Origin of the sequence: Lentzea albidocapillata subsp. violacea (assembly GCF_900100275.1) — a bacterium.
Lineage (GTDB): Bacteria > Actinomycetota > Actinomycetes > Mycobacteriales > Pseudonocardiaceae > Lentzea > Lentzea violacea.
Window position 1 is genome coordinate 247,955 of record NZ_FNET01000005.1, and the last position, 16,947, is coordinate 264,901.

At 69.0% G+C, this 16,947-nt stretch carries 19 protein-coding genes; 9 read left to right on the top strand and 10 right to left on the bottom strand.

The window, feature by feature from the left end; all coding sequences use genetic code 11:
* Positions 1–134 precede the first annotated feature (134 nt).
* Entirely contained in the window at positions 135–731 is a 597-nt protein-coding gene (locus BLR21_RS14205) for a nucleotidyltransferase family protein (protein ID WP_090006301.1), read from the top strand.
* A 57-nt stretch (positions 732–788) separates the two neighbouring features.
* On the opposite strand, the gene BLR21_RS14210 is transcribed toward BLR21_RS14205, so the two are convergent.
* Positions 789–2,261 carry a leucyl aminopeptidase gene (locus BLR21_RS14210; protein ID WP_090006468.1) on the bottom strand — a complete coding sequence of 491 codons (1,473 nt, stop codon included), beginning with the start codon at positions 2,259–2,261 and terminating at the stop codon, positions 789–791.
* A gap of 200 nt (positions 2,262–2,461) precedes the next feature.
* Between BLR21_RS14210 and BLR21_RS14215 the strand changes: the two genes are divergently transcribed.
* Positions 2,462–3,709, top strand: a complete 1,248-nt coding sequence (locus tag BLR21_RS14215) for an APC family permease (RefSeq protein WP_090006302.1) — start codon at positions 2,462–2,464, stop codon at positions 3,707–3,709.
* Here BLR21_RS14215 and BLR21_RS14220 read toward each other — a convergent pair.
* Positions 3,648–3,917, bottom strand: a complete 270-nt coding sequence (locus BLR21_RS14220) for a hypothetical protein (RefSeq protein ID WP_090006303.1) — start codon at positions 3,915–3,917, stop codon at positions 3,648–3,650. The two genes, BLR21_RS14215 and BLR21_RS14220, sit on opposite strands and share 62 nt — an antisense overlap.
* 92 nt (positions 3,918–4,009) lie before the next feature.
* Here BLR21_RS14220 and BLR21_RS14225 point away from each other — a divergent pair, with 92 nt between their 5' ends.
* On the top strand, positions 4,010–5,101 hold the full coding sequence (locus tag BLR21_RS14225) for a branched-chain amino acid aminotransferase (protein ID WP_090006304.1): 1,092 nt from the start codon (positions 4,010–4,012) through the stop codon (positions 5,099–5,101).
* On the opposite strand, the gene cobS is transcribed toward BLR21_RS14225, so the two are convergent.
* The 3 genes from cobS to cobU are packed head-to-tail and all read right to left on the bottom strand — an operon-like array spanning position 5,098 to position 7,446.
* Positions 5,098–5,799: an adenosylcobinamide-GDP ribazoletransferase gene (gene cobS, locus BLR21_RS14230; RefSeq protein ID WP_090006305.1), complete on the bottom strand. Its 702-nt coding sequence runs from the start codon at positions 5,797–5,799 to the stop codon at positions 5,098–5,100. The genes BLR21_RS14225 and cobS overlap by 4 nt on opposite strands.
* Positions 5,796–6,896 carry a nicotinate-nucleotide--dimethylbenzimidazole phosphoribosyltransferase gene (gene cobT / locus BLR21_RS14235; RefSeq protein ID WP_090006306.1) on the bottom strand — a complete coding sequence of 367 codons (1,101 nt, stop codon included), beginning with the start codon at positions 6,894–6,896 and terminating at the stop codon, positions 5,796–5,798. The genes cobS and cobT overlap by 4 nt, the downstream gene beginning before the upstream one ends.
* A gap of 10 nt (positions 6,897–6,906) precedes the next feature.
* Positions 6,907–7,446, bottom strand: a complete 540-nt coding sequence (gene cobU / locus BLR21_RS14240; protein WP_090006307.1) for a bifunctional adenosylcobinamide kinase/adenosylcobinamide-phosphate guanylyltransferase — start codon at positions 7,444–7,446, stop codon at positions 6,907–6,909.
* Positions 7,447–7,464: 18 nt separating this feature from the next.
* Between cobU and BLR21_RS14245 the strand changes: the two genes are divergently transcribed.
* The gene (locus BLR21_RS14245) at positions 7,465–7,665 is read left to right on the top strand and encodes a hypothetical protein (protein WP_090006308.1); all 201 of its coding nucleotides are present in this window, start codon (positions 7,465–7,467) and stop codon (positions 7,663–7,665) included.
* A 14-nt stretch (positions 7,666–7,679) separates the two neighbouring features.
* Here the strand turns inward: BLR21_RS14245 and BLR21_RS14250 are convergent, their stop codons facing one another.
* From BLR21_RS14250 to BLR21_RS14260, 3 genes are read right to left on the bottom strand one after another with little or no spacing between them, the layout of a single operon-like run.
* On the bottom strand, positions 7,680–8,666 hold the full coding sequence (locus BLR21_RS14250) for an aldo/keto reductase family protein (protein ID WP_090006309.1): 987 nt from the start codon (positions 8,664–8,666) through the stop codon (positions 7,680–7,682).
* A 32-nt stretch (positions 8,667–8,698) separates the two neighbouring features.
* Entirely contained in the window at positions 8,699–9,331 is a 633-nt protein-coding gene (locus BLR21_RS14255; RefSeq protein ID WP_090006310.1) for a class I SAM-dependent methyltransferase, read from the bottom strand.
* Between the two features lie 3 nt (positions 9,332–9,334).
* Positions 9,335–9,961: a DUF3043 domain-containing protein gene (locus BLR21_RS14260; protein ID WP_090006469.1), complete on the bottom strand. Its 627-nt coding sequence runs from the start codon at positions 9,959–9,961 to the stop codon at positions 9,335–9,337.
* A 42-nt stretch (positions 9,962–10,003) separates the two neighbouring features.
* Between BLR21_RS14260 and BLR21_RS14265 the strand changes: the two genes are divergently transcribed.
* Positions 10,004–11,038: a glycerate kinase family protein gene (locus BLR21_RS14265; protein WP_090006311.1), complete on the top strand. Its 1,035-nt coding sequence runs from the start codon at positions 10,004–10,006 to the stop codon at positions 11,036–11,038.
* Between the two features lie 194 nt (positions 11,039–11,232).
* Positions 11,233–11,601 (top strand): HesB/IscA family protein, encoded by a 369-nt coding sequence (locus BLR21_RS14270; RefSeq protein ID WP_030474606.1) that lies wholly within the window; start codon positions 11,233–11,235, stop codon positions 11,599–11,601.
* A gap of 206 nt (positions 11,602–11,807) precedes the next feature.
* On the opposite strand, the gene BLR21_RS42495 is transcribed toward BLR21_RS14270, so the two are convergent.
* Entirely contained in the window at positions 11,808–11,981 is a 174-nt protein-coding gene (locus BLR21_RS42495; RefSeq protein WP_176929611.1) for a hypothetical protein, read from the bottom strand.
* 158 nt (positions 11,982–12,139) lie between these two features.
* Between BLR21_RS42495 and BLR21_RS14275 the strand changes: the two genes are divergently transcribed.
* Both BLR21_RS14275 and BLR21_RS14280 read left to right on the top strand, forming a co-directional pair.
* Positions 12,140–13,072, top strand: coding sequence for a carbohydrate kinase family protein (locus BLR21_RS14275; RefSeq protein WP_051768677.1), 933 nt, complete (start codon positions 12,140–12,142; stop codon positions 13,070–13,072).
* A 7-nt stretch (positions 13,073–13,079) separates the two neighbouring features.
* The gene (locus tag BLR21_RS14280; protein ID WP_090006312.1) at positions 13,080–13,856 is read left to right on the top strand and encodes a class I SAM-dependent methyltransferase; all 777 of its coding nucleotides are present in this window, start codon (positions 13,080–13,082) and stop codon (positions 13,854–13,856) included.
* A gap of 43 nt (positions 13,857–13,899) precedes the next feature.
* Here BLR21_RS14280 and asnB read toward each other — a convergent pair whose 3' ends face one another.
* The gene (asnB, locus tag BLR21_RS14285) at positions 13,900–15,828 is read right to left on the bottom strand and encodes an asparagine synthase (glutamine-hydrolyzing) (RefSeq protein ID WP_090006313.1); all 1,929 of its coding nucleotides are present in this window, start codon (positions 15,826–15,828) and stop codon (positions 13,900–13,902) included.
* Positions 15,829–16,010: 182 nt separating this feature from the next.
* Between asnB and ctaC the strand changes: the two genes are divergently transcribed.
* Positions 16,011–16,943, top strand: coding sequence for an aa3-type cytochrome oxidase subunit II (gene ctaC / locus BLR21_RS14290; protein ID WP_420843879.1), 933 nt, complete (start codon positions 16,011–16,013; stop codon positions 16,941–16,943).
* Positions 16,944–16,947: the final 4 nt, after the last annotated feature.

Genomic DNA, 16,947 nt, shown 5'->3' on the forward strand with positions numbered 1-16,947 from the left:
TCGTGTCTCCATCCGGCCGTGCTGCGCCTGCGCGCAAGAGTCCACAGTGGACTTCGTGGTTCGTTCTCGCTGCGGAGCAGGGAATTCGGGGTGAACGCTCCTTTGTGCACCAGGAACGTCTACATGGGACTGAAATGAAGCCGGGCCGGTTGCCCGTCGACGAACAGGTCGAGGCGTTGCGCGACGTCCTCGGGCGCAACGAGGTGCTGACCGGCGTCCTCGCCGGAGCGGCCGAACTGAGCCTGCCCGGCTGGTACCTGACGGCGGGGTGCGTGTTCCAGACGGTGTGGAACGTCGTGACCGGCCGGCCCGCGACCGAGGGCGTCCTCGACTACGACCTGTTCTACTTCGACGCGTCCGACCTGTCCTGGGAAGCCGAGGACGCCGTCATCCAGGCCGGTCGGCAGCGGTTCGCCGGTCTGCCCGCGACCGTCGAGATCCGCAACGAGGCGCGCGTGCACCTCTGGTACGAGGAGAAGTTCGGGGTGCCCTGCCCGCCTCACGACTCGACGGAGGCGGCCATCGACTCGTTCGCCGCCACCACGTGTTGCGTCGGCATCCGATCAGAGCCCGACGGGCGGTGGCGTGTCTACGCGCCGCACGGGCTCGCGGACGTGTTCAACCTTGTCGTGCGACCCAACCCCGTGCTGGCTCCCCGCCACGTCTACGAGGCCAAAACATCCAGGTGGCGGGCCCAATGGCCGGAGCTGACCGTGCTCCCGTGGCCCTGAGACCCGGAACGGGCGGAGACCCCGAAGGATCTCCGCCCGTTACGTGCAGAGCAGGACTCAGCCGTTGGCCGCGATGTCCGCCAGCACGGCCGCGATGGTCCGCACCGGAACACCGGTGCCACCCTTCGAGGTGTAGCCGTACGGGCCACCGGTGTGGAACGCCGGGCCGGCGATGTCGATGTGCGCCCACTGCACGCCCTCGGCCACGAACTCGCGCAGGAACAGGCCGGCCGCGAGCATGCCGCCCCACCGGTGCCCGGTGACGTTCGCGAGGTCCGCCAGGCGCGAGTCGAGGTCCGCGCGCAGTTCCTCGGGCAGCGGCATGGCCCACGCCGACTCGCCGACGGCGGTGCCGATGGCGGCGACGCGGTCGCGGAACTCGTCCGAGCCCATGACACCCGAGGTGCGCTTGCCCAGGGCCACGACCTGCGCGCCGGTCAGCGTCGCGGTCTCGATCAGGTAGTCAGGGCCGTCCTCGCACGCGCGCACGATGGCGTCGGACAGGATCAGACGGCCCTCGGCGTCGGTGTTGAGCACCTCGACGGTCTTGCCGCCGTACATGGTCAGCACGTCGCCGGGGCGGTACGCGTCACCTGACGGCATGTTCTCCGCCATCGGGATCGACGCGATGATCTCCAGCGGGTACTTGAGCTTCGCGGCGAGCACCATCGTGGCGACGATCGCGGCGGCACCCGACATGTCCGAGGTCATCTCGTCCATGCCGGCGGCCGGCTTGATCGAGATGCCGCCGGTGTCGAACGTGATGCCCTTGCCGACGAGCGCGACCTTCTTGACGGCCTTCGCGCCCTTGTACGAGATGCGCACGAGACGCGGCTGGCGCGTCGAACCTACGCCGACGCCCAGGATGCCGCCGAAGCCCTGCTTCTTCAGCGCCTTCTCGTCGAGGATCTCGACGTCGAGACCGGCCGCGGTGGCGAGCTTCTCCGCGCGGGCGGCGAACGAGGCGGGGTAGAGGTCGTTCGGCGGCGTGTTGATGAAGTCACGCGCGATGGCGACGGACTCGGCGATCGCGACGGCGGCCTTCAGCGCGGCCCTGTTCTCCTTGGAACCGGCGGCGTGCAGGTCGACCTTCGCGACCGGGCCCTCGCCCTTGTCGGACTTGTACTCGGTGAACGAGTAGGCGCCGAGCAGCGTGCCCTCGGCGGCGGCACCGACGTGCAGGGCGGCGAGCGTGTTGATCGCGCGCTTCTTGCCGCCCAGCGCGCGGGCGGCGACACCGGACGCGCGGCGCACCTGCTCCTCGCCCGCGGTCTTGCCCAGGCCGACGGCCAGCACGAGCGGGGCGGCGATCTTGCCGAACGTCGGCACCTTCACCAGTTCGTCGGCCTTGCCGGACGCGCGCAGCGTGCCGAGCACGTCGAGCAGCGCGCCGTCGAACGCGGCGGCGACAGCTTCGGCACCGGGTGCGAGCTCCAGACCGTCCGCACCCTGCAGGGTGCCCACGACGACTGCGTCCGCGGCGGTGGTGCTCAGGTCGCCCTCGGTGAGGGCCAGCTTCGGGGCTGTCACGTGCTGCTCCAGGGTTGTGCGTGCGAGGGGCTCGGAATCGTGACTCATGCTAAAGGTCGGACTGTCCCACTAATGCCCAGCCCCGCCACGTTCGCCGCAATCCGTGACGTTCACAGTTGCGCTCAGTGGCGATTCGCCCGTTTCACGCATCAGTCGACCGGGTGGTTACGGCCGGTTGTCACATCTGACAATGTGTACCGGTGACCCACACGCCTCGCGACATCGTCACGACGGTCGCGCTCGGTCTGCCCGCGGTGCTCGGAGCGGGGGTCTTCGCCGGATTCGCCCCAGCAGCAGGCCTTGCGGGCTGGTGGGTGCTCCCGGCGCTGGCCATCTCCGCGCTCGCAGCCCTGTGCTCGGCCTTCTCGACCGCTGACCAGTCCCGTGCCTACCCGGACATCGGCGGCGGTTACGGGTATGTGCGCGCGCAGCTCGGCGTGTGGCCCGCGAGGATGACAGCGAGTGCACACCTGCTCGGCCGGTGCGCCATGGCCGCCGCGGTGGCGTTGATGTTCGGCGCGTACGTGGTGCCGGACCAGCCGCTGATCGGCGCGCTCGTCCTCGTCGCCGCGACGGCGCTGCTCGGCGCGGCCGGATTCCGCTTCAGCACCGGTGTCAGCGTGCTGGTGTCGGTGGTAGTGCTCGGCGTGCTGGCGCTGGTCGTCGCGGCGAGCTTCTCGATCGCGCCCGTGCCGTCGGCGGGGGAGGCGGGCACCGTCAACGAACTCGTCGGCGTCGCCGGCCTGATGTTCATGGCGTTCGCCGGCTTCGAACGCGTCACCGCACCCCACCGCGGCGAGCAGCCGCACTCGCCGGCCGTGCTGAAGATCGCGATTCCGGTCCTCATCGGACTGTCGTTCACCGTCTACCTGGCCGTGGGCGCGGGAGTGCTCCGTCAGCTCGGCAGCGCGCGCCTGGCGTTGTCACCGGCTCCGCTGCGAGACGCGCTGGTCGCGGCGGACTCGGCCGCGCTGGTGCCGCTGGTGCAGATCGCCGCGGCGATGGCCGGCGTGGCCGCGCTGCACTTCGTCCTCGCGTCCGCTCACCGCACGCTGACCGGGCTGGCCGAGGACGGCGACCTGCCGAGCCGCCTCAGGCCCGGCGCGCTGTCGCTCGTAGTGGCCGTCGCTGCCGTGCTCGCCGTGGTGCTGATGCCGCTGGGGCTGGCCCTGGGCGTGGCGGCCTGCGGGACGTTGTTCTACTACGCCTTCACGAACGCGTCGGCTCGGGTGCTGCTGCAGAACGACCGCACGTGGCCCATGCGCACGGCCTGCCTCGGGCTCGGGCTCTCGGTGCTGCTCGCCATGAGCATGCCGGTGCCCGCGATGCTCATCTCGATCGCGGGCCTGGGCGTGGGCACGGGTCTTATCGGGCTGACAGCGTCCCTCAGAGTGTCACTGAGAGGAAAACGAGCAGCGTCACGCCAACGCACACCGCAAGCCCGATGACGCGGCCGTTGCTGGACGGCTTCTCCTTGGCGATCGCCCCGTAGCAGGCCAGGAAGATCGCGGCGGCGAACACGGCGCCGACCACACCGCCGACACCCCCGATCACCCAGCCGTCGAGAAGCGTCATCCCGGTGCCCAGAACGAGCAGTGCGGCCTGTAAGACGGTGCGGACGTCCGCACCCTTCGAAGATCGTTCCACCTCGGTCATGGCCGGGGACTCTATCGAGCTTCAACTAGTAGGACGTCCGAGTTTTGGGAAGACGATTTTCCGTATCCCCACCTGCGGGTTACCGTGCTCTCATGACGAGCGAGTTGCCTTTCACCCGGACTCCCCACCCGCACCCGGCGACCCCGGAGCGCGTAGCGGAGGTACTTGCCAAGCCGGGCTTCGGGCAGCACTTCACCGACCACATGGTGACGATCCGCTGGAACCGCGAGAAGGGCTGGCACGACGCTGAAGTCGGCCCGTACTCCACCCTCGCACTGGACCCCGCGGCAATGGTGCTGCACTACGGCCAGGCGATCTTCGAAGGGCTCAAGGCCTACCGGCAGCCCGACGGTTCGATCGCGTCCTTCCGCCCTGAGGCCAACGCCGAGCGCTTCCGCGCCTCGGCCCGCCGCATGGCGATGCCCGAACTTCCCGACGAGCTCTTCCTGGAGTCCGTGCGGCAGATCCTCGCGGTCGACGACCGCTGGGTGCCCGCGGCCCCGGAGGAGTCCCTCTACCTGCGGCCGTTCATGATCTCCACGGAGAAGGGCCTCGGCGTGCGACCCGCGTCCGAGTACCTCTACGTGCTGATCGCCTCTCCCGCCGGCTCCTACTTCGCGGGCGGCGTCCGTCCCGTGAGCGTGTGGCTCTCGACCGAGTACGTCCGCGCGGCCCCCGGTGGCACCGGCGCGGCCAAGTTCGCCGGCAACTACGCCGCGTCCCTCGTGGCGCAGGCGCAGGCCGCCGAGAAGGGCTGCGACCAGGTCGTCTGGCTCGACGCGGTGGAACGCCGCTGGGTCGAGGAGATGGGCGGCATGAACCTGTTCTTCGTCTTCGGGGACAAGGTGATCACGCCCGAGCTCACCGGCACGCTGCTGCCCGGCATCACCCGGAACTCGTTGCTGACGCTGGCCTCCGACCTCGGCCTGTCCGTGGAGGAGCGCCGCATCTCGACCGACGAGTGGGAGAAGGCGAACGCCTCCGGTGAGCTCACCGAGGTCTTCGCCTGTGGCACGGCGGCGGTCATCACGCCGGTCGGCCACGTCAAGCACGCCGGCGGCGAGTTCGACGTCGCCGACGGCGGCACCGGCTCGGTGACGATGAAGCTGCGCGAGCGCCTGACCGGCCTGCAGCACGGCCACGTCGCCGACACCCACGGCTGGATGACGACACTCCGTTCCTAGGCGATCACCAGCACGGCCAGAAGCGCGATTTCGGCGGCAGCACCGAGCACATCACCGGTGATGCCGCCGAAACGCTTTCCGGTGTGCTTCACCAGCAGCCACACGAGCGCGAACGCGACGACGACGGCGACGACCGCGCGCCACCCGAGCGGAATCGCCGCCACAGCGAGCACCACCCACGTGCCGACGACCAGCAACGGATGCTGTGTGCCCGCCACGAGCGCACCAAGCCCCTCAGACCGTGCCGCGGGCACACCGCGCATGCAGCAGATCCCGAACGCCGCCCGGCTAGTCGCGAACGCGAGCAGCACGACACCCCAGTGGGCGTGGGGGAGCGCGGCGGCCTGCGCACCCAGCACCACGATCAGCGAGACGACGCCGAACGGTCCCGCGCCACCGTCCTTCATGACCTTGAGCGCCCGCTCCGGCGGCCCGTAGCAACCGAGTCCGTCGGCGACGTCGGCGAGCCCGTCGAGGTGCATGCCGCGCGTTGCAAGGGCGACGACGCCGACGACCAGAAATCCGGCCACGAGCGCCGATATATTGGATATCGCGAGCAGCTCAAGCACGCCGACGACGAACGCGCCGAGTACGACGCCGACGACGGGCGTGCATGCAATGGCCCGCCCCGCCGCTCTGCGATCGACGTCGTCGACCCTGAGCGGCAGGACGGTCAGCCAGGAGAACGCGAGCTTCACTCCGCCGTATTTTCGCGGGCCGTATTTTCTTGGGTCGTGTTTTCCGCGGTCGTGTCTTCCCGGTTCGTCACGCCGGCGCTCTCGAACGTCGCCATCTCCGCGAGCACCTTCACCGCCGAGATCAGCAACGGCAGCGCCGCCACGGCACCGGAGCCCTCGCCGAGCCGCATCCCGAACTCCAGCAGCGGCTTCAGGTTCAGGTGCCCGAGCGCGATCGCGTGCGCGGGCTCGGCCGACTCGTGCCCGGCCACCCACCACTCGCGCGCCCCCGGCGCCATCTCCTCGGCGACGACGGCGGCCGCACCGACGACAACGCCGTCGAGCACGACAGGGGTCTTGCGCACGGCGGCCTGCGCGAGGAACCCGGCCATCGCGGCGATGTCGGCGCCACCGGCCGTGGCGAGCAACGCGACCGGGTCGCTGATCACCAGGCGGGCTCGGCGCAGCGCGTCCCGGATCGCCGCCGTCTTGCGCATCCACGCCTGGTCGTCGATGCCGGTGCCGCGCCCGACGACCGCGACGGGCTCCGACCCGGTCAGCGACGCGATCAGCACGGCGGCGGGCGTCGTGTTGCCGATGCCCATGTCGCCGGCGACGAGCACGTCGGCGCCCGCGTCGACCTCCTCGTCGGCGAGCGCGCGGCCGGCCGCGATCGCGAGTTCGCACTGCTCACGGGTGAGCGCGTCCTCGTGGTCGATCGACCCGGACGAGCGCCGCACCTTGTGCTGGCTGACCGCGGCCGGGGTGTCCGCGTCGACGGCCATGTCGACCACGCGGACCGTGGCGCCCGCGACCTGCGCGAGCACGTTCACCGCGGCGCCGCCGGTCAGGAAGTTCGCGACCATCTGGCCGGTCACCTCGCTCGGGAACGCCGAGACGCCCTGCGCGGTGATGCCGTGGTCGCCCGCGAACACGACCACGCGCGGCCGCACGAACGGCTTAGGCGGCACGGAGCCCTGGCAGGCGGCGATCCAGTTGCCCAGCTCTTCGAGCCGTCCGAGGGAGCCGACCGGCTTGGTCAGCACCGCGTGCCGGGCCTCGGCCTCGCGCAGAACGGTCTCGTCCGGCGGTTCAACCGGCGGGAACTCGGTGCTCACCTGGTCGCTCCTATCGCAGTTTCAGGGGGATGCCGGCGACGAGGAGGGTGACCTCGTCGCACACCTCGGCGACGCGCGCGTTGAGCGCACCGAGGTGATCGCGGAAGAGCCTGCCAGAGCGCGTGGACGGAATGACGCCGAGGCCGACCTCCGCCGTCACGAGCACCAGCCGTGCCCGGCACGTGGCGACCGAATGCACGAGCTGGTCGACGTTGTGCGCGATGGTCTCGGCGCCGTCGCCCTCCCACGCCTGAGCGTCGTCGAGCACGCCGACCAGCCACGTGGACAGGTCGTCCACCAGGATCGGCGGGTCCTCGTACTGCGTCGCCGTGAGCAACGCGGCCAGGTCGGCAGGCGAGGACGCCTCGACCGTGTGCCAGGTGGACGGACGCCGCGCGACGTGCAGCGCGATGCGCGCGTCCCAGTCAGGGTCGTCCGGGTACCGGCGCGCGGTGGCGACGTAGGTCACGGTCGCTTCGGTGAGCAGACCTTCCGCATGCGCCGACTTGCCCGAACGTGCTCCGCCGAGCACGAGCGTGCGAGGTGACAAGAGAGTTAGCCTTCGTCCGTGGAATACCGCTGGCGTTACCAGGATGCACAGGGACGCGACGTCGCGGGCCCGGATGTGATGTTCGCGTACCAGGCCGAGGCCGAGGAGTGGTTCAGCGCCGGGTGGCGTGACCTGCTCGACGCCGGGGTCGAACAGGTCACGCTGCTGCGTTCGGAAACCGAGGTGTACGGCCCGATGAGCCTGCACCCGGCCCAGTGACTCAGCCCAGTAACTCAGCCCTGGGCGGTGAGCCTCGGGTCGTCGGTGATGACGCCTTCGAGGACCTTGTCGATCTGCGTGAGCATGTCGTCGCCGAGCTCGACGTCGATGGCCTTGACGTTCTCGAAGACCTGCTCCGGACGCGACGCGCCGATGATCGCGGACGCGACGTTCGGGTTCTTCAGCACCCACGCGACGGCGAGCTGCGCCAGCGTGATGCCCGCCTCCTCGGCGATCGGCTTGAGCTGCTGAACGGCGTTGAGCACGTCGTCCCGCACCCAGCGCCCGATCATCTGCGAACCGCGCGCGTCGGCCAGGCGTGACCCCTCCGGCGCCTCGGCGCCCGGCAGGTACTTGCCGGTCAGGATGCCCTGTGCGACGGGGGAGAAGACGATCTGGCTCAGGCCCTCGCGCTCGCAGGCCGGGATGACCTGCGGCTCGATGACACGCCACAGCATCGAGTACTGCGGCTGGTGCGACACGAACGGGACGTTCAGCTCACGGGCCAGCGCGGCACCGCGGGTGATCTGCTCGGCGGTCCACTCGGAGACGCCGACGTAGAGGACCTTGCCCTGCCGGACGAGGTCGGCGAACGCCAGCATCGTCTCTTCCAGCGGGACGCTGTGGTCGAACCGGTGCGCCTGGTACAGGTCGACGTAGTCGGTCTGCAGGCGCTTCAGCGACGCGTTGGCCGACTCCATGATGTGCTTGCGGCCGAGTCCGCGGTCGTTGGGGCCGCCGGGACCTGTCGGCCAGTAGACCTTGGTGAGGACTTCGAGCGATTCGCGCCGCTCACCCCGCAGCGCCCGGCCGAGCACCGACTCCGCGGCCGTGTTGGCGTAGACGTCGGCGGTGTCGAAGGTCGTGATCCCCGACTCCAGCGCCGCCTTCACACAGGCGTGGGCCTGGTCCTCCTCGACCTGGGACCCGTGCGTGAGCCAGTTGCCGTACGAGATCTCACTGATGGACAGGCCGCTGCGGCCGAGTCGACGGAACTTCATACATCGGAGCTTAACCGAAATCGTTCGTGCTGCTAATGAACTTCGGGCGCGTGCCACACCAGGGAATACCGCCAGAACAGGTGCCGGCGGATCCGCGCTCCGGGCACGATCTCCGCTGCCGCCGCCCGGATCTCGTCCAACGTCGGCGCGCTCATCACCACCGGCATCTCCGCGTCGTGCGGCGTGCCCCCGGTCCCGTTGAGGGCCTTGGCGAGCCCGACGATGGCGTTGGCGGGCAACGTCACCAGCTCCATGGCCCGGTCGGCGCGGCTAGCCATCAGGTACAGCCCGATGACGATCAGCGTCCCACCCGGCCTGGTCAGCCCGGCGAGCCTGGTGAGACCTTCGCGCAACGGCAGGTGGTGCAGGCTCGCCTCGGCGGTGACGACGTCGTACCGCCCAAGGTCGTGGGTGAGCACGTCGCCGTGAATCCATCGGACCTCGTCCGTGGTGGCGCTCGCCCGTTCGATCATGCGCGCGCTGGCGTCGATCGCGGTGACCTCGCCGGCCCTGATCTGCCGCGCCAGGTCACCCAGGCCGCAGCCGACGTCCAGCGCCGATCCGGCCCGCGACGGCAACTGCCGGAGCAGCCAGCGGCGGTACCACTCGTTGTGGTTCCACCGCAGCTTCTCCGGCAGCTGGAGCTTGCGCTGCTTCTCGCGCACCGGCTACTTGATCGCGTCGCCCGGCTTCACCCGCGGCTTGGGCACGCGCAGCTTGCGGATCTGGCTCGCACGGATGAACGAGTACCAGCCGATCGACAGGCCCTTGATCGGCTCGGCCGGGAACTTCGCCCGCACCTTCCGCGTGACGAGGCGGCCCAGCACGATGCCCTCGATGACCATCGCGATCAACATGAACGTCGTCGCGAGCGTCGCGTACCGCTGCACGGCCAGCGACGGCGTCAGCAGCGCCACGAACACGAGAATCGCGAGCGGCATGAAAAGACCCATGAGGTTGCGCCGCGAGTCGACGAGGTCGCGGATGTACGCCTTCACCGGACCGCGGTCGCGCGGCAGCAGGTACTTGTCCTCACCCGCCATCATGCGCTGACGACGCTCGGTGGCCGCGGCACGGCGCTCTTCCTTGCTCACCTTGTTGCCGCGCATGCGTTTGAACGCCTCGCGCTGCGTGCGGGGAGGCGGCGGCACAGGCCCGGAACGCCTGCCTTGCGCCTCACGCCGCTTGGGCGTGGGCCTGCCCTTGCCCGCGGAACGGGTGGAGTCGGCGACCTCGTCGGTCGACTCGGTGGCCGGGGCATCGGTGTCGGCGGCGTTGCGGCGCAGGAACCTCACGACCACAGGGTAGGACAGTGGTCCTTCTGTACCTTTCGCGAGGTGCGCGTACTCATCGCTCCGGACTGCTTCGGCGGCACCCTGACCGCCCGCGAGGCCGCCGACGCCATCGCCACCGGCTGGCGCGACGCCAAGCCTGACGACGTCGTCGTCGAACGCCCACTCGCCGACGGAGGCCCCGGTTTCATCGACGTGCTGCACGCCGCCACAGGCGGCGATATCCGATATATCAGTGTCACCGGCCCTCTGGGCGAACCGGTCGAAGCGCGCTGGCTCAGCGTGCACACCGGCGGCCGGCGCGGTGCATACATCGAGTCCGCGGAAGCGTGCGGCCTCCATCTGATCCCGGCAGAACTCCGCCCGCAGACCTGCGAGACGGCGACCACGCGCGGCGTCGGCGACCTCATCGCGGCAGCGGCAGCTGACAACGATGTCATCACGGTCGGCCTGGGCGGCTCGGCCACCACCGACGGAGGCGCCGGCATGCTCGCCGCGTTGGCGGACGCAGACGTGGACCTGACCGATATATCGCTGGTCGCCGCCTCCGACGTGGAGAACCCGCTCCTCGGCCCGCACGGCGCCGCGCGCACGTTCGGCCCGCAAAAGGGCGCGTCCCCGGAAGCCGTCGAACGCCTCGAAGCGAAGTTGGCCGCCATGAACGTCCTGGCCCCCGTATCCGATATATCGGGTGCCGGAGCGGCGGGCGGCCTGGGCGCGGCGCTGCTCTCGCTGGGCGCGACGATCACGTCCGGCGCGGGCCTGGTCCGCGACCTCACCGGCCTAGACGCCGCCCTCGACGAGGCCGACATCGTCATCACCGGCGAGGGCAGCTTCGACTGGCAGTCACTGCGCGGCAAGCTCATCACCGCCGTAGCGGCAGGCGCCGCCGAACGCGGCATCCCCTGCATCGCCATCGCGGGCCAGGTCAGCGTCGGCCGCCGCGAGATGGGCGCCGCCGGCGTCCAGGCCGCCTACTCGGTCTCCGACCACGTGGGCTCTGTGCAAAAGTCGATTGCGGACGCCCGCAAAAGTGTCATTGCAACGGCCCGGCACGTCGCGCGGCAGTGGTCGCGCTGAAGTGCAGGGATCTCAGCAGGGACCTCGCTGGAAGGTCCAGCTGATATATCGGTTGGCTTGAGCGTGGTCTACGTGACAGTCGACACCTAGGGCGACATGAGGCGTCGTTGTGGGACCATGGGAAGCGGAACAAGGCGGGGAACGCCCGTGTTGTTGATGGGTGAACCGCCCGCAAAGGACCTCTTAGGAGAGCCATGACGACCGCTCAGGACGCCGCTTCGACCACTGAGGCGCCCAGCCACGGCGTGACGCTGACCGATGCGGCTGCCGTCAAGGCCAAGGCGCTGCTCGACCAGGAGGGCCGCGACGACATGCACCTGCGCATCGCCGTCCAGCCCGGTGGTTGTGCCGGCCTTCGCTACCAGCTGTTCTTCGACGAGCGTGCGCTCGACGGTGACGCGATGGTCGACTTCAACGGCATGAAGGTCGCCGTCGACCGGATGAGCGCCCCGTACGTCGAAGGCGCTGTCATCGACTTCGTGGACACGATCGAGAAGCAGGGCTTCACGATCGACAACCCGAACGCCGGCGGGTCCTGCGCCTGCGGCGACTCGTTCCACTAAGGCGAACACGCGGAGAGGCCGCGTTCCCGCATCGACGGGGACGCGGCCTCTCCGCGTGTGGACCAGGAAATCTGCCAGGTACTGCCCGGACGGACCGGTGAGCCGGGCCCAGGAGCCGGATCGCAAAGTCAGGCCCAGAAGTCAGGCCCAGAAGTCAGGCCCAGAAGTCAGGCCCAGAAGTCAGGCCCAGAAGTCAGACCAGAAAGTCAGACGCCGTATTCGGCGAGGCCTTCGACCTGGTGGGCGCACCCCTCGTCGACCTGCCAGGGCGCGGCCGCGCGCGGGGCGGGAAGGGGGTGCTCGGGGTGGGTCAGAGCGAAGGGGAGCTGCGCGCAGTCCTCGATCAGTTCACTCATCGTGGTGGCCTCTGGGATCGTCACTTCCTGACCGTATGACGGCGGTCTGACCTGCGGTAGCCCTACCAAACAGTAGTCTTCACAGCGGTACTCGTCCGGGTGAGTTGTCACGTAGCGCAACAAAGAAAAGAGGAGCCGACGTGCCCCTAGCCGTGTGCGGCAGCATCGCGACCGACCATCTGATGCACTTTCCGGGTCGTTTCGCGGACCAGCTGGTCGCGGAGCGTCTCGACCGCGTGTCACTGAGCTTCCTGGTCGACGACCTCGTGGTCCGTCGCGGTGGCATCGGCGCGAACATCGCGTTCGGCCTCGGTGTGCTCGGGGTGCGGCCGGTGCTCGTCGGTGCCGTCGGCAAGGACTTCGACGACTACCGCTCGTGGCTCGAGCGGCACGGCGTCGACACGTCCGGCGTGTACGTGTCCGAGGTCGCGCACACCGCGCGGTTCGTCTGCACGACGGACGACGACATGTGCCAGATCGCGTCCTTCTACGCCGGTGCGATGGCCGAGTCCCGCAACATCGAGCTCGCGCCGATCGCGGGGCGCGTCGAGAACCTCGAGCTCGTCATCATCAGCCCGGACGACCCCGCGGCCATGCTCCGGCACGCCGACGAGTGCCGTCAGCGCGGTTACAAGTTCGCCGTCGACCCGTCGCAGCAGCTCGCCCGCATGGACGGTGAGCAGGCGCGCGCGTTCATCGAGGGCGCCGAGTATCTATTCAGCAACGACTACGAGTGGGAACTGCTGCTGCAGAAGACCGGCTGGACCGAGGCCGACGTCCTCGCCCGCGTCGGCAAGCGCGTCACCACGCTCGGCGCCAAGGGCGTCGAGATCGTCGACCGCGACGGCTTCGCGCTGCACGTCCCCGCCGTCCCCGAGGTCGCGAAGACCGACCCGACCGGCGTCGGCGACGGCTTCCGCGCGGGCTTCCTCGCCGGCATCACCGCGGGCCTGGGCATCGAACGCGCAGCGCAGCTCGGCTCGTTCATCGCGGTCGAGGTGCTCGAGACCGTCGGCACGCAGGAGTGGGTGATCGAGCGCGAGTCGGCGCTCGCTCGCATTCGTGGCGCGTTTGGTGCGGAAGCCGCTGAGGAGATCGCTCCCGTCCTGCCATGATCGGACAATGGGGACGTACCTGTTCGGCGACACCGGTGAGTCGCTCGACCCGAAGTTCGACGCGCTGAGCTCACTGCTCGACGCGGGCACCTTCGCCCGCGTCGAGCAGCTGGGTGTCTCGGACGGCTGGCGCTGCCTCGAAGTGGGAGGTGGCGGGGGATCGGTGGCGAACTGGCTGGCCGACGCCGTCGCCCCGGCCGGGCACGTGACGGTCACCGACATCGACGTCACCAGGCTCGAGGAACGCGACAACGTCACCGTCCTGGAACACGACGTAGTATCCAATATATTGCCCGGCAACGCGTTCGACCTGGTCCACGCCCGCCTGGTGCTCTTCTATCTCCCCGCCCGCGACCTCGTCCTGCGCAAGCTGCGCGACGCGTTGCGTCCCGGTGGCTGGCTCGTCCTCGAAGAGTTCGACTGCCTCCCGCTCGAAGTCCTCTCGGTCGGATCTTCTGGCGCGCCTGAGGACGCGAAGCTGATCATCCGGGTCAAGAACGCCCTGCTGACGGCGCTCGACCACGCCGGTGCCGAACTGGCGTGGGGCGCGCGCGTCGAGAAGGCACTGCGCGACACCGGGCTGAACGACGTCAGCGGGTCCCGCGAGGTGCAGGAGTGGGAGGGCGGCTCGGCCGGCTGCCGCCTGCTCGCCGCGACCGCCCGCCTGGTGCGCGCGAAGCTCCCGCTCACCGACGACGAGTTCGACCGCTACCTGGAGCTGATGGCGTCCCCCGAGACCGTTGTCAGCTCGTACGCGATCTGCAGCGCACAAGGTCGTCGCTGAAAGCGTCAGGGCCCCTCCGTGGAGGGGCCCTGACGCACCGAACCTAGAGCTTGACCGGGTAGTGCGGTTCCGGCACCACCGGCTGGATGCGGCCCTCGACGAAGATGCCGTGCCAGATCATGAACACCAGCAGCGCCCAGATGCGGCGGCTGTGGTCGAGCACGCCGGAACGGTGCTCCTCGATCAGCCGCAGCACCGCGGTCTTGTCGATGTACTGGTCGGTCTGCGACCTGCGCACGATGTCGACGGCCCAGTCGTGCATCTCGTCCTTGAGCCAGTGCCGGATCGGCACCGGGAAGCCGAGCTTGCGGCGGTTCAGCACGTGCGCCGGCACGATGTCGCGGATCGCCTTGCGCAGCGCGAACTTCGTCGTGTCCTTCGTGATCTTCAACTCACTCGGGATCTGTGACGCGATCTTGAAGACCTCGGGGTCGAGGAACGGGACCCGCAGCTCCAGCGAGTTCGCCATGGTCATCTTGTCGGCCTTGACCAGGATGTCGCCGCGCAGCCACGTGAACAGGTCGACGTGCTGCATGCGCGTCACCGGGTCCCAGTCGCGCGACTCGCGGTACGGCCCGGCCGTCGCGTCCATGTGCGACACCGCCGGGTCGTACGTGCGCAACACCTGACGCAGGTGGTCGTCGAGGAAGATGCGCGCGTTGCCGTAGTAGCGCTCCTCCAGCGTCAATGCGCCACGACGCAGCAGGTCCTTGCCGCGCACGCCGTGCGGGATCTTCGTCGAGACCTTGCCCATGGCCTTGCGCAGCGCGCCCGGCACCTTCTCGAACCCCGCCAGCGACAACGGCTCGCGGTAGATCGTGTACCCGCCGAACAGCTCGTCCGCGCCCTCACCGGACAGCACGACCTTCACGTGCTGACGCGCCTCACGGGCGATGAACCACAACGGCACCAGCGCCGGGTCGGCCACCGGGTCGTCGAGGTACCAGGTGATCAGCGGCAGGGAGTCCATCATCTCCTGCGCGCTCACCGTGCGGACCACGTGCTTCACGCCGATCAGCGCCGCCGACTCCGCGGCCACGTCTACCTCGGAGAACCCCTGGCGCTCGAACCCCGTGGTGAACGTGATCAGGTCCGGGTTGTGCTCCTTGGCCAGCGCCGCGACCACCGTCGAGTCGATGCCGCCGGACAGGAACGAGCCGACCGTCACGTCCGCGCGCATGTGCTTGGCGACCGAGTCGCGCAGCGCCGCGGTGATCTCGTCGTACAGCGCGTTCGCCTCGGCCTCGCTGCGGACCGTGCGGACCTTGAAGTCCGCCGGGAAGTAGCGCTCGAACTTCGGCGACTCGCCCGGGACCAGCGTGAACGAGTGGCCCGACTCGACGCGGAAGATCTGGTCGTGCAGCGAGGCGGGCTCCGGCACGTACTGCAGCGTCAGGTAGTGCTGCAGCCCCTTGACGTTCATCTTCGGCGCGATGCCGATCGAGGACGCGATCTCCAGGAGGATCTTCTTCTCACTGGAGAACGCGACGCCGCTCTGGCCCTGCGCCCAGTACAGCGGCTTGATGCCGAACGGGTCGCGGCCGCCGAACACGATCTCGCGCTCGGAGTCCCAGATCATGAACGCGAACATGCCGCGCAGCTTCGTGATCGCCGCGGGCCCGTAGTAGTGGTACGCGGCGACGATGGTCTCGGTGTCGCCGTCGGTGTGGAAGACCGCGCCGTGCTTCTCGGTGAGCTCGGCCCGCAGTTCCAGGTAGTTGTAGATCTCGCCGTTGAAGTTGATCGTGTAGCGGCTCGGCGACTCCGCCGGGCCCCAGGTCAACGGCTGATGTGAGTGCTCGATGTCGATGATCGCGAGCCGGTTGAAGCCGAACACGACCTCGTCGACCCGCCTGGTGCCGCTCTCGTCCGGCCCGCGGTGCCGCATGCAACGCAGCGCCGCCTCCACGGCCGGGCGCGCGTTCTCGGCCTCGTTCTCGCTAGGGCATACAAGTCCTGCCAGGCCGCACAAGGCTCTCGCACCTCTCAAAAGACATGAAGGGGAAGACCACCGGGGAAGTCCCCAGTATGCCGAAGGGGCTTTGTGTGACCGAAACTGCACCGCAGCGGCGGTGCCCCCGAGGGGTGAGCGTGGTTGCGCTGGGCTACGCTCCCGCTTGATCCGTTGGCATGGAACGAGGAGGCGGGCGAGCAGTGGGCCTGAAGGAGGGCACCAGGGCATCCCGGCTGGTGAAGACCGCTGGGCTTGTGAGCCTGGTCGGTATCGGGGCCACCGGTTGCTCCACGGAAGAGGTGCTGCGCTTCGGATGGCCGCAGGCCGTCACGCCGCAGGCCGAGAAGATGCGCGAGCTCTGGACCTGGTCCGTGATCGCCGCGCTCGTCGTCGGCGTCATCGTGTGGGGTCTGATCCTGTGGTCGGTGGTGTTCCACCGTAAGAAGTCCGAGGAACTGCCGCGTCAGACGGCGTACAACCTCCCGCTGGAGATCGTGCTCATCGTCGTGCCGACGGTGATCGTGGCGGTGTTGTTCTACTTCACCGCCGTGACGCAGAACTACGTCACGGACAAGTCGGGCAAGCCCGACGTGAACGTCGACGTGATCGCGTTCCAGTGGAACTGGGAGTTCCAGTACCCGGACCACAAGACCGAAGAGGGCAACACGGTCAGCACGGTCGGCACCTCGGGCGAGGTCCCGATCATGGTGCTGCCGGCCGGCAAGCGCATCCAGTTCACGCTGCGCTCGACGGACGTCATCCACTCGTTCTTCGTGCCGGAGTTCCACTTCAAGCGGGACGTCTTCCCGCAGCCGGAGAAGAACAACCAGGACAACGTCTTCCAGATCGACCAGATCGACCGTCCCGGTGCGTTCGTCGGTCGTTGCGCCGAGCTCTGCGGTTCGTACCACGCGGTGATGAACTTCGAGGTCCGCGCCCTGAAGGAAGCCGACTTCGAGAAGTACATCGAGCTGCGCAAGCAGGTCAACGAGAAGACGGGCAAGCCGTACACCACGGCAGAAGCCCTTTCTCAGGTGAACTGTGACGAGTGGTGCTCACCGCTGGCCACGACGACGACCCCGTTCAACACCGACCGGACGGCCCGCGAGGCCTCCGGCGCGGGCCAGAAGTAGGGAC